At 37.4% G+C, this 12,578-nt stretch carries 11 protein-coding genes, 1 tRNA gene and 1 riboswitch; of the genes, 4 read left to right on the top strand and 8 right to left on the bottom strand.

The window, feature by feature from the left end; all coding sequences use genetic code 11:
• Positions 1–653: 653 nt before the first annotated feature.
• Positions 654–726 (bottom strand) — tRNA-Ala (locus Q1B07_RS24600).
• 260 nt (positions 727–986) lie between these two features.
• Here Q1B07_RS24600 and Q1B07_RS24605 point away from each other — a divergent pair.
• Together Q1B07_RS24605 and Q1B07_RS24610 are read left to right on the top strand one after the other, a co-directional pair.
• On the top strand, positions 987–2,714 hold the full coding sequence (locus Q1B07_RS24605; protein WP_299094886.1) for an ABC transporter ATP-binding protein: 1,728 nt from the start codon (positions 987–989) through the stop codon (positions 2,712–2,714).
• A gap of 29 nt (positions 2,715–2,743) precedes the next feature.
• Positions 2,744–4,561, top strand: coding sequence for an ABC transporter ATP-binding protein (locus Q1B07_RS24610; RefSeq protein ID WP_299094904.1), 1,818 nt, complete (start codon positions 2,744–2,746; stop codon positions 4,559–4,561).
• 91 nt (positions 4,562–4,652) lie between these two features.
• Here Q1B07_RS24610 and Q1B07_RS24615 read toward each other — a convergent pair whose 3' ends face one another.
• The 3 genes from Q1B07_RS24615 to Q1B07_RS24625 form a co-directional block, all read right to left on the bottom strand.
• Positions 4,653–5,027: a hypothetical protein gene (locus tag Q1B07_RS24615; RefSeq protein ID WP_299094888.1), complete on the bottom strand. Its 375-nt coding sequence runs from the start codon at positions 5,025–5,027 to the stop codon at positions 4,653–4,655.
• A gap of 96 nt (positions 5,028–5,123) precedes the next feature.
• Positions 5,124–5,597: a DinB family protein gene (locus tag Q1B07_RS24620; RefSeq protein ID WP_299094890.1), complete on the bottom strand. Its 474-nt coding sequence runs from the start codon at positions 5,595–5,597 to the stop codon at positions 5,124–5,126.
• A gap of 73 nt (positions 5,598–5,670) precedes the next feature.
• The gene (locus Q1B07_RS24625; RefSeq protein ID WP_299094892.1) at positions 5,671–6,555 is read right to left on the bottom strand and encodes a nucleoside hydrolase; all 885 of its coding nucleotides are present in this window, start codon (positions 6,553–6,555) and stop codon (positions 5,671–5,673) included.
• A 265-nt stretch (positions 6,556–6,820) separates the two neighbouring features.
• Here Q1B07_RS24625 and Q1B07_RS24630 point away from each other — a divergent pair, with 265 nt between their 5' ends.
• Together Q1B07_RS24630 and Q1B07_RS24635 are read left to right on the top strand one after the other, a co-directional pair.
• Complete coding sequence (locus Q1B07_RS24630; protein ID WP_299094894.1) at positions 6,821–7,621, top strand: hypothetical protein; 801 nt, start codon at positions 6,821–6,823, stop codon at positions 7,619–7,621.
• Positions 7,622–7,800: 179 nt separating this feature from the next.
• Positions 7,801–8,700: a DMT family transporter gene (locus Q1B07_RS24635; RefSeq protein WP_299094896.1), complete on the top strand. Its 900-nt coding sequence runs from the start codon at positions 7,801–7,803 to the stop codon at positions 8,698–8,700.
• Here the strand turns inward: Q1B07_RS24635 and Q1B07_RS24640 are convergent.
• From Q1B07_RS24640 to thiT, 4 genes are all read right to left on the bottom strand, one after another.
• On the bottom strand, positions 8,697–9,839 hold the full coding sequence (locus Q1B07_RS24640) for a hypothetical protein (RefSeq protein ID WP_299094898.1): 1,143 nt from the start codon (positions 9,837–9,839) through the stop codon (positions 8,697–8,699). The genes Q1B07_RS24635 and Q1B07_RS24640 overlap by 4 nt on opposite strands.
• 135 nt (positions 9,840–9,974) lie before the next feature.
• Positions 9,975–10,166: a hypothetical protein gene (locus tag Q1B07_RS24645; RefSeq protein ID WP_299834033.1), complete on the bottom strand. Its 192-nt coding sequence runs from the start codon at positions 10,164–10,166 to the stop codon at positions 9,975–9,977.
• Between the two features lie 234 nt (positions 10,167–10,400).
• On the bottom strand, positions 10,401–11,195 hold the full coding sequence (locus Q1B07_RS24650) for an SDR family NAD(P)-dependent oxidoreductase (RefSeq protein ID WP_299094902.1): 795 nt from the start codon (positions 11,193–11,195) through the stop codon (positions 10,401–10,403).
• 126 nt (positions 11,196–11,321) lie between these two features.
• Entirely contained in the window at positions 11,322–11,891 is a 570-nt protein-coding gene (gene thiT, locus Q1B07_RS24655) for an energy-coupled thiamine transporter ThiT (protein WP_299094906.1), read from the bottom strand.
• A 151-nt stretch (positions 11,892–12,042) separates the two neighbouring features.
• Positions 12,043–12,148: riboswitch (TPP riboswitch) on the bottom strand.
• Positions 12,149–12,578 lie beyond the last annotated feature (430 nt).

The following is a 12,578-nucleotide window of genomic DNA, read 5'->3' on the forward strand; positions in this document are numbered from 1 at the left end:
TCGTTCTTCCATTTTTGAAGAAGAAACTGTTCAAAATTAATTAGCAAAAAGTGTTCAATTTCACTTGACGCTTACAACCTTTTCATACTTATATAAATCTTAGACCTAATACGGCGCATGTGGAGTGTATTGCTAAATTAACCCTTATATAAAGGGGGTTGTAATGCGTAACTGATCTATTCTAAATCAATCCTTTTACAAGCATTCTAAGTAACATTTTCTTTTCAAGCGAGTCCATGTTTTTTCCTATTTTCTTTTTCTTTGTTTAAAACCTCGACTAATTCGTAAGATTCATTTTTTCATTAACAAGTTGGAGGGAAGAGAGCTGCTTTTTTATTTGCCTTAATAAGATTGCTCATGTATTTGATCTCACGAGACTTAATAATTTTCTTATTGGATCAGTAATTATTGTCGGTGGATGTTTATTCTTTATGTTTGGTAAATCGGAAAGGGCATGAAGCACAATTCAAAATAAAGGATTAGGTTATGTCTTAATTCAAATATGCCTTTAGTGGTTTTAAAAGATGCTGGAGGTACAATTTAACCTATATTATTTATTTGGTCATCAATCGGTATCCATTATGATTTATACCTAAAAAAATTTAATAATAAAAAACCCCTAGAACCTTTGTGGCTCTAAGAGTTTGGTTAGATGGAGCATAGGGGGCTCGAACCCCTGACCTCTACGCTGCCAGCGTAGCGCTCTCCCAGCTGAGCTAATGCCCCGTAGATAAAAGTATGGTTATGTAAACTTTTTTCTGAACTTAACGATATGAAAATATTATACATTATAGAAACGTAACCCTGCAATGATTATTTGCGAAACTATAACAAATAATTTATCCAAAGAACGCACTCAGAACTCCTTCTTCTTAATCATTAATAATTAAATAACAAAATATTTCAATAGGTGAATAAAACCCACTATAATAGAATGTATATACAAAGTACCAAGAAAAATTTTACATACAAAAGAAGGTGACCAAATGCTAGAAATGCTCAAACACCTAAAGCCATACAAATGGCAGCTAACCCTGGTCTTTCTTTTTTCATTAGCTGCGATACTCTTCGAACTATACTTGCCAACCTTGATGGCGGAAATCGTCGATGTGGGGATTGTGAATCAGGATGTTCCTTTTATCTTGAAAACAGGGGGCTGGATGCTGCTTTGTTCGTTGATGGCGATCTCTTTAATGGTAGGGGTCAGTTATTTTGCTTCAAAGGTATCATTAGGATTTGGCCGGGACATGCGAAGAAAGCTTTTTGTACATATTGAACATTTTTCTCTACAGGAATATGAGAAGTTTGGTTCTGCGTCATTGATTACGAGAACGACGAATGACGTTAAGGTTGTTCAAGATGTTATTAATATGATGCAGAGGATGATGACAAGGGCTCCGTTAATGCTTGTTGGAGGCGTACTTCTTGCAGTTTCGCGTGATCCCCAATTATCACTCGTTTTCCTTGCTGCATTGCCTGTTTTGGCATTGGTTATTTTTATTGTGGCAAGAAAAGCGATCCCGCTTTTTTCTGCATTACAGAAAAAAACAGATCGTCTAACGCTCATCCTACGGGAGGTATTAACTGGTATTCGTGTAGTAAGAGCGTTTAACCGTGTCGAGTTTGAACGAAGCCGCTTTAATGTTGCAAATGAAGATTTCCGAGATACGGGGATTAAGGTTGGGAAATTGATGGCGTTAATGTTCCCGATCATGTTGATTATTATGAATTTCACTAATATTGCTATCGTCTGGTTTGGATCCATTCGGATTGAACAAGGTGATATGCAGGTTGGGAATTTAATGGCGTTTATTCAATACGCTGGGATGATTTTAATGTCTTTGATCATGCTGTCAATGGCATTTATTATGATTCCCCGCGCTCAAGTATCTGCGAAGCGATTAAATGAAGTGTTAGCAACTAGTCCGATGATTCAAGATCCGGAAAAACAGGCAACGACTAAACATGGCAAAGGGGTTGTTGAATTTAAGGATGTTACATTTCGATATGAAGGGGCGGAAAAGCCTGTACTTGAAGGGATCTCCTTTACTGCCCGCCCCGGTGAAACAACGGCGATTATTGGAAGTACCGGTGCTGGGAAATCTACGCTCCTGCAATTGATTCCGCGTTTTTATGATACAGATAACGGCGTAATTTTAATAGATGGTGTAAATGTTAAAGACATGCATCAATCCACTCTTCGTGGAAAAATTGGTTATGTTCCGCAAAAGCCGAGCTTGTTCAGCGGGACAATTGCTGAAAATATCCGCTATGGAAAAGAAGATGCAACAGAGGCTGAAATACATGCTGCTTTGGATACGGCTCAAGCGAGTGAATTTGTTGAAAAAAGAGAACATGGGATTGAAAGCAGTCTTGAGCAGGCTGGTGCAAACCTTTCAGGGGGACAAAAGCAGCGTCTAGCAATTGCCAGAGCACTTGTGAGAAAACCGGCTATTTATCTTTTCGACGACAGCTTCTCAGCACTTGATTATAAAACGGACAGCAAACTTCGTGAGGCACTTAAAACGGAAACTTCAGGTGCGACCATTATCATTGTTGCACAGCGCGTCAATACCGTTAAGGACGCTGAAAAAATTATTGTCTTAAATGAAGGGGAAATTGCTGGGATTGGAACACATGAAGTACTTTTAAAGGAAAATGCCATTTATCAAGAAATTGTCGCATCACAAGAAAGCGGGGAGGTGAGTGCATGAGTGGAATGAGACGTCCAAGCGGCACGCCAATGGGTGGAGGAATGCGCCATGGGCCAGGTCCTGGTATGGTCGTTGAAAAACCAAAGGATTTTAAGAAAACGTTCAAACGACTTCTTGGTTATTTAAAGCCGTGGAAAAATCGGATGATCCTCGTTGCAGTTGCGGCGGTTTTTTCGACCTTGTTTAATGTGGTCAGCCCTAAGCTGTTAGGTGATGCAACCTCATCTATTTTTGAAAGTTTTACATCTGGGACATCAATTGATTTTGCGTTCATTGGAAGAATTCTTCTCCTATTAATTGGTTTGTATCTTCTTTCTTCCTTGTTTGCCTATATTCAGCAATATGTAATGGCTGGAGTTTCGCAACGAACTGTTGCCACCTTACGAAAAGAAGTGAATGAGAAGCTCGCTAGGCTGCCGCTCAGTTATTTTGACAAGCATTCTCACGGGGATTTATTAAGCAGGGCTGTCAATGATATTGATAATATTAATACATCGCTTCAACAGGCGCTAAGCCAAGTAATCAACTCTGTGATTTCGATTATTGGCATTATTATCATGATGCTTGTCATCAGTCCGCTGTTAACTTTAGTGGTGTTGATCACGATTCCCTTAAGCTTAATGGTCGCACAATTTGTGACAAGGTTTTCGCAAAAGCACTTTGTCAAACAGCAAGAGGAGCTTGGTATCATTAATGGTCATATTGAAGAAATGTTTACGGGTCATCAGGTTGTTAAGGCATTTGGACATGAGAAAAAATCAATTGCTGAATTTGATGTGATTAATGATCGGTTATATTATTCCAGCTGGAGGGCACAGTTTATTTCAGGACTGATGATGCCGCTGATGGGTTTTGTTGGAAATTTGGGTTTTATCATTGTTTCGATTTCAGGCGGACTTCTCGTTTTAAATGGAAGCATGCGGGTGGGTGACGTACAAGCGTTTATCCAATATACCCAGCAAATTTCACATCCATTGGCACAGGCAGCTGGGATTGCCAATATGATTCAAGTAGCGATTGCTTCCGCAGAACGTGTTTTTCATCTTTTAGATGAGCCTGAAGAAAAGCAGGAAGATGCTTCATCTATTGATATTGAAAAGCTTCAAGGTGATGTTGTGTTTGATCATATACGATTCGGATATGAAAAAGATCAGACGATTATTAACGATGTAAGTCTTGAGGTAAAAGCGGGGCAGACAGTTGCCATTGTTGGTCCGACTGGTGCCGGTAAAACAACGATAGTAAATCTTTTGATGAGATTTTATGAGCTTGATGAGGGAGCGATTAAAATAGATGATGTCAGCCTAACAGATATGTCAAGGGAACAGGTTCGCAGTCTCTATGCGATGGTGCTGCAGGATACGTGGCTATTTAATGGAACGATTCGCGAAAATATTGCCTATGGCCGCGATGGAGCTACTGAAGAAGAAATTGTGGATGCAGCAAGAAAGGCTTATGCAGATGACTTTATCCGGACCTTGCCAGATGGCTATGACACGGTGCTGGGAGAGGATGCTGCCAATCTATCGCAAGGGCAACGGCAGCTATTGACGATTGGCCGGGCAATCATTGCCAAACCAAAAATCCTTCTTTTAGATGAAGCGACAAGCAGTGTTGATACACGGACCGAAATGAAAATCCAAAAAGCGATGACAAAGCTATTAGAGGGAAGAACAAGCTTCGTTATTGCTCATCGGTTATCAACAATTCGTGATGCCGACCTTATTCTTGTAATGAATCACGGAGATATTATTGAAAAAGGGTCACATGAAGAACTACTTGCCAAAGGCGGATTTTACGCAGAATTATATGAAGGCCAGTTTGCGCAAAAAGAGTCAGCTTCCTGATCTGCTTTTAACAAAACCGTATGGTATGTAAAATACTTAAATAAAGAGCCGACATTTTATGGATGCTGGCTCTTTATGTTAGTCGTCCATATTAATAGTATGGGTAGTAAGGCGGATAATACGGGTATGGATATGGATAAACATAAGGTAATAATGCTAAGGCAGCTAAGGCTGCGATAGGGAAAAATCTCCGTCTAAAGCGCCTAAATCTTCTTCTAGGTCTGCCATAATTATAATCGTAGCCATAACCATAAAATTGTCGATCTTCTTCCAGGTCTTCACGCTCCGTTGCATCCTCACCGACTAAAACAGTCATACCATTTTCATTCACATCTTCAATAATTCCATCAAATGTGCTGCCATCATTCATCGTCATCATTACATGATGGTACATATAACGTTTGCACTTATCATGTAAATTCCTTTGATCTAATTCGTCTTGATAGTAAAATTCTTCAACAGTCATCTTTCCCCATCTCCTTTCAACAAACATGATATTCGTCTAGTAAAAGTTAAGTTACAACTTTTTATGGGGAAATAAAAAGCATTACAAATTAATATTCTAATCCCATATTTTTGCTCTAGGGACACCAGCACTTCTTAAATAATCAAGCAGCTGGCCGGTATGTATTGATTCATGGTAGGCAATCCGTAAAAGCATATCACCTAAGCTCCGGATATACCCTGCATCAGATGAACGATCAATTTTTATTTCAGATAAATCCTCTTCGTTAAATTCTCTTATTGTTTTCAAAAATTCTTTTCTAAATGGTTCGGCAAATGCTAATTCATTTTTCACTGCTATGAGTGGCTGGTTTTCAAATGGAGAAATAAATTCATTCAAGCTTCCTCGATTATTTATCGCCAAGTGGTAGTAATGTTCACTCTCTAATACATGACGTATCATCTCAATGCATGACATAGCTTCTTGATCAGGCCTCCAATCCAAGTAGTCATCTGGTATAAGTGACCATACTTTTATGCTTCTTCTTCGTACTTCCTCTAAGTTGAAAATAACAAGGTCTATCGAGTTCAAAAACATTCCTCCTGGTACAATATGTTAATTTAATTATAACCGAAAATACGTTCGTAAAAAAGAGTAAAATCGACTATTTGCAACTGATTGAAACATAATGCTCAAAAAAGCCATATCGATCTACAGATGTTGCAATTTCACAGTTGCCTCTGGCATCTTCCAAAAAACTCATCATTCCAAGCTTCTGTTGATTGTAACTTTCTACCTGAATAAAACCGCGCTGATATTTGCAAAGCTGTGGCTCAAATAAACAAGCTGCAACTAGAGGATCGTGAAAAGTCATCTTGTTATTTTCAAGCCATGGCGATCCAAAATCTTCGACTGCTTTCATTAAATTTGTATTAAATAGATTCAATTTATCATCCCGAGTTAGCACTAATTCTGATGTTATATTCAGACCAAAGGTTTTGTGAATCGGTACATTTGTATTGTAAACAACTGCACATGCATGAGGGTCAATCCATGAATTCCAGTTTGCCATTGGCATATCCATGCTGGCTTCCAGCTCATCCGAAAACACTCCGCTCATTATGTAAAGCTCTTTAAGTAAGCTGGGGATTTCAGGATCAACCAAAAAGAGCAGGGCGATATTTGTAAGGTGGCCAATCGCTAAAAGGGAGATTTCATGTGGATTTGCCCGAATGGTTTTCCGCATAAAGTCTACCGCTTGATTCTTTTTAAAGGATGTCTCATGGGCCCAATATGTTAATTTAGCCGCACCATCTGGTGTAGGGTACATGCTATTTGGAAGCATTGTCTGATCTGCTCCTGCATAAATCGATATGTTTTCTCCAGCTGCTTTGCAAATAGCGTCTGCTATCATCGCTCTTTTTTCTACTTCGCCTCCTACTGTTGTGATTCCCACTATCTCACATAGTGGCTGCCGTAGCAGATAGGCCAGGCATAAAGCATCATCAATATCTCCGCCGATATCTGTGTCAAGTAATATTTTCTTCATTTAGACCTCTCCAATCCATTGGATAATAGTTATATTTTCGACTATTTGAAGAAAACTTCCTTTATTTCTAAGCGATAAAGCAATGTTTCCTTCAATTTAATAAATAAGAAATAGATTGTTCATCATTTATTCGTAATTTTTGGAAATGCTACCAAATGGAGATGACAGAAGCGGCGGTAGGATAATGGAGCATTTTTGGACACAATCTTAGCGTTAGGGTCAAAGTCAACTCACATAAAATAATTGATGTATGGAGGTTAAGAACATGAAAAAACAAATATTTACGATTGTCTTTTCTGGTGCTTTGGCTATAGGCATTATTTCAGCCAATCCTGTTTTAGCAGGAGAAAATCAATCAGTTGAAGATGTTAAAGGAGAGGTAGAATTTGCTGGACATGGGCATATGCATAAAAACCCCGAGAAACATGTGGAATTCTATAGGAAGCAAGCAGAAAAGTTAGGAATTAAGACCGAGGGCAAGGATGCACGAGCACTGGCAGAAGAAGTTCATATGGCATATTTGAAACAAGAGGCAAAGAAGCTTGGGATTGAAACAGATGGGAAGGATTTTAAGACATTAGCAAATGAGGTAAGAAAAATTCGCCTTCAAAATAAAGCAAAAGAGCTCGGTATTTCAATTGAGGGCAAAGACTTGAATGAACTGGCATATGAAGTAAGAGAAACACTTATTCTAAACAAAGCGAAAGAATTAAAAATTGCCACAAAAGGTAAAGATTTAGAAGGGCTTGCAAAAGAGGTTCGCCTTGCTATCCTCAAAAAAGATGCAGCTGAATTGGGGATTAATCCAGATGGAAAGCAAGAGAAGGAGCTGATTAAAGAAGTTATTGAAAAAAAAATCCTGCAAACTGCTAAAAAGCTAGGTATTGATACTAGGAATAAATCCACCCATGAAATCATGGAGGAAGTGTTCACCAACCATGCCGAAGAAGCAAAGAAACAAAAGCTTTTCCCGTTTGATGGGGAAAGAGGTTTTTATATTGGTGGACATAAAGGCGGCTTTCATAAAGGGAAATCAAGCGAACATAATAAAAAAGAACAAGAATAGTGTAGATAAGCTCAAAAAGCCCCTTCTTTGCAGAGTTTTTTGAGCTTGTGGGCTTTATTAATGTGGAAAAAGTTGGACTGGGAAAATATTTCATTTCATCAACAAATTTTGCTCCTACTCCTCGTTCTTTTCATGGTAGAATAGGTAAGGTTTATCATAAAGAGTAGGAGAGGCAAATCATGAATTCTTATCGTTTCTATCCATATATCGCGCTTGTGATTGGAGTTATTGCCGTCTCAACTTCGGCAATCTTTGTGAAGCTTACATCAGCTCCAGCACCTGTTATTGCCTTTTATCGCTTACTTTTTTCAACAATCCTTATTGCACCGCTATTTTTTTGGAAATGCATAAATGAGGTAAAAGGCATGGCTAAGAAGGATTGGGTATATTCGACGATAGCAGGCGTATTATTAGCATTCCATTTTATCTTATGGTTTGAATCCTTGAACTTTACTTCTGTTGCGAGTTCTGTTGTGCTTGTAACGCTACAGCCGTTATTTTCGTTTATTGGGACCTATTTGTTTTTTAAAGAAAAAGTTTCGGGAATTGCAGCAGTTAGCGGTATCATTGCCATTGCTGGGAGCGTTGTCATTAGCTGGGGTGACTTTCAAATCAGTGGTCTTGCATTGTTTGGTGATGTCTTAGCTCTTGCCGCATGTGCGATGATCACGGCGTATTTGCTATTTGGTCAAGGAATTAGAAAGCGCCATTCTTTAACCTTATATACCTTTATTGTTTATGGAATCAGCTCGCTAACATTGCTTATATATTGCTTGATATTCCAATATCCATTAGCACCTTATCCGGTGACTGATTGGTATTATTTTTTAGTGCTTGCAATTGTCCCAACGCTATTAGGACATTCTCTTTTTAATTGGTCAATAAAATGGGTGAGTACAAATTTGGTTTCAGTCATGATCTTATTTGAGCCTGTTGGGGCCATTATCCTTGCCTATTATGTCCTTGGCGAAAATGTGATTTTATCACAAGTATTTGGCGGATCTATAATTATGGTCGGAATTACATTGTTTTTGCTAGAAAATCGGCTTTCTAAAAAAGAATTAAAGCCTGTTAGCTAATTAGCTGCAGGCTCTTTAAAATTAGTCGATTGCTTTGCTTCTTCTAAATAATTCGTTTGTAAATCATCAATAGTGATCCCGGTTGCTCGAGTAAATCCCTTATGAAAATCGTTCGCCTCAGCTGTTTCAACAATAATCTTCTTAATCATTGCTTCTCCATATGTATTTGTTAAAAATTTTATTGCATAATAGCTTTGCAGGTAGACATCGTAATCTTTTAACCGGTATTTTTCCCACTCATCATGTGTATCAAGCTTTTCAAAGGACGTTTCTTGAAATGGATAATAACGGTGTGTAACGTCATACATACCAATGTATTCGGCAACACCTTCGTGAAACCATAATGGAATTCTATTAACAAAAAGGCCTTGCTCTTTTATAAATGCTTGTAAGTGGTAATGTGTGTACTCATGCATGATGGTACTCTGGAAGTAAAACGAGCCTGGCATACGATTAGCTAAAATCTCGTCTAAATCAGAAATGGCCACTCCGACAGTATTATTCGGATCATCAAAATAACCCATTGTCTCAATAAGAGAGGTTTTCTTATAAAGATCTTCTGAAGATGAGTGAAGGATTAGGTCAATCTTATTATCCTTAATACGACCAAATAAACTTGTCGTTATCGAATCGGCTTTATCAAGAATACCTTCAATGATAGGCAAAAGCTCCCTTTCATGTGGTTGATAATAGATATTCACATTTCGATATGTTTTTATTAATTTATTTTCCTTCATTGCTAGATAATCGATTGGCGGGGTTTTGTTTTCTTGAAACGGCAGCATATAAAGTCCGACTTTTTCTTCTATCGTAAGGTTTTTGCCAAGCTCTGTAGAAATCATGAAGTTGATGGAAAAGAAGAATACGCTCATTAACGTAAATACGATGGATAAGCAACAAAGGGAAATGAGCCCGCTAATTCCCTTTAGGAAAAGAAGATGAAAATCCTTTTTTATGCTGATAAATGCACATAGGCAATAACAGAAAAGCGTAAATGAAAGAAGTACTAAGATTATGCTAAAAATAAGGTTTATGTTTATGTTCATAAATAAAAATAAGCCTATTAAACTAACAAAAATCACGATAAATGAAATAATGGAGTAAACCAGGTTTTTTATAAAAGTGATAAATATCTTCAATTTGACCTCCTAAATACGATGTATCTTTACTCATATTTATGAGGCAACGTTGGAAAAAATCATGAAATTTGCTATTAAATTTTTGAAAGAAAAAAGACGTTATGCGTGATGCACAACGCCTTAAACTAGTAGGTATTAAACTTGCTGATAAAAAATCGATGATAAATAAGCAAAAGTAAAGCCGAGAGGCATGCAGACAATCACAGCCAATCCTTGAACAGGCCCCTCTTCATTACTAATCCGGATCGCTTCTTTATAACCGTAAGAGAAATGGAATAATGATAAGAAAAATGTTAGTAACATGAGTGCAAATGAAATATTCATCATCAAGTCCTCCGCTTTTTCGTTCTATTCTTTCTATTAATACATGCTAGAACATCGGAAAATATGATAACTTTATTAGGTTTTTTCCTAGAAAGGGTACTCTATTAATCGTAAATATGATTAGAGAGAAGTGGAAGGTAGAGAAGAAGGAAGGCAACCTGCTGCTACTATAATAAGGATGGGAGATGCCATTTTAAGGCAGCTCCCCTTTCAATTTGTAATGTTGGTATGTCTTTTTTATAACAGCGATTCTGCTCCATCAATAAAAATTTCAGTTCCGGTAATGTGACTCGATTCGTCAGAGGCGAGGAAGGAAACGAGTTTGGCAACTTGCTCTGGTTTTCCTGGACCATGTTCCAATGGCTGGCTTCCCTTAGGGTATTCTACAGGTATTTCTATCTTATTAACCTCATGTGTTTTCTTGGTATTTTTTCCAATATTCGTTTCGATTGCTCCAGGACAAATAACATTGACTCTAATTTTATATTGGGCCAACTCCAACGCTGCCATTTTTGCAAAAGCGATTTGTCCTGCTTTAGATGTACTATAGGCTGACATTCCGGAGGTTGAAAATACGCGGCTTCCGTTAATAGAGCTGGTAATAATAATGCTCCCGCCTTTTTCTTTCATTTTCGGAATAGCATATTTAACCGTTAGAAAAGTACCTTTTAAATTTGTGTGAATCGTTTTATCCCAGTCTTCTGGGTTTAAATCTTCAATTGGAGCAAGAACTCCATTTATTCCTGCGTTTGCAAACACTATATCTAATCCTCCCCAATTTTCTATCGCTTCTTCAATTCCCGCCTTTACCCGTTTTTGGTCGGATATATCGACATCAGTAATGATTGCCTCTCCCTGAAATTCTTCGATTTCCTTCTTGACCTTTTCTGCATTCTCTTCTTTTATATCCATAAGACAAATCTTTGCTCCTTGTTTTGCCAAATGGATGGCAGCTGCTCGGCCTATTCCTGAACTGCCGCCAGTTACAACTGCTACCTTATTCGCAAACTTTTTATGCTCAAAAGTAATCATATCGACCTCCAAAAAAATTATTTGTATACTAGTATCTCTAGAAAATTAACTTTTATTTGAAAGAAAATTTGTAATTTAAAAAACGCAAAAAAGGCCTGTCACATAAGAGAGACAGACCCATTTGCATTATTGTCTTTTTGTAATTAAACGAGGTGCAGTTAATAATAAAAAACTAATAACGATGGCAGAAACGATAATGGTTGGAATCATATAGGATGCATTATACGCAATCGAATAAAGCAATACGGGCATTCCTTCTGGAGTAAGGGAAGCGAAAAAGAAAACTCCTGCTATGACATGAACAATAAGTCGGAGTACTCCTCCGAGAAAAGTGCCAAGAATTATGAACAATATTACCGATTTACGTTTTTTATTTAGTAAAGCTTGACGAACCTGCTTTAAGAAAATTCCGCCAAAACCAACAACTGTAAAAGCTAAATAGTAATCAAGAAACCCTTGGACTGGATGAATAATATATGGGTTTCCTAGGACAGCTTGCAGAAATCCTAATAAAAGCCCTGTTAATAGCCCTCCCTTTATTCCCCAGCGATAAGCCATAATAAAAACAGGAATCATACCTAAAGAAATCGAACCACCTTGTGGGAGTTTTCCGATTATCCCTGATAATAAATCCAAAAGGAAGGCCAATGCAGATAACATTGCTACCTCAATTAAAAATAATAATCGTTGATTCACTTGCAAACTAAAAACCTCTCTCCTTGCATAAAACCAATAGGCTGCCAAAGCTGTTACTAATATTAATAGAAGAAAAAATGACTACTTTTCGAATGGAAATACAAAAAAGCAATGATTGGAATTGGATTGATGGTACCATTCATTGCTTCTAATTTATAACCATCCACATCCCTACACTAGTGCTAACTAACAGGTTCAAAGGGTCAGAACAATTCCAATTTGTTCAATCTCAGCCACTGGCTCCCCTTGTGGTATATATGCATTTATTTTATTTTGATTTTTACTATACCTTAAACTATTTCGATTAAGCAAGCTTGAATTAATATTACTAAAAGTATGACTGAGAATCTAAAATACAAAGAAAATAATGAAAACAAAAAATTACTTGATATATATTTTTTGCTGTGTTATATTAAAAAACGTCGCTGCTGAAGTGCGAATAAACAACATTACAATTTTTCATTTATAAAGAAAAAAGTTGACAAGCATTCAGTAAGATGATATATTGAGAAGGTCGCTTCTGGCGAGAAGATATAACAAATGATCTTTGAAAATTAAACAAAACCAAGCGTGCCAACGTTAATTTCGATTAACAAACAACGTACTAAAATAGTACATTATTATGAGCTATATCAACTCTTTATTGGAGAGTTTGATCCTGGCTCAGGACGAACGCTGGCGGCGTGC

The sequence above is a fragment of the uncultured Metabacillus sp. genome (assembly GCF_947503125.1).
Taxonomy (GTDB): Bacteria; Bacillota; Bacilli; order Bacillales; family Bacillaceae; genus Metabacillus.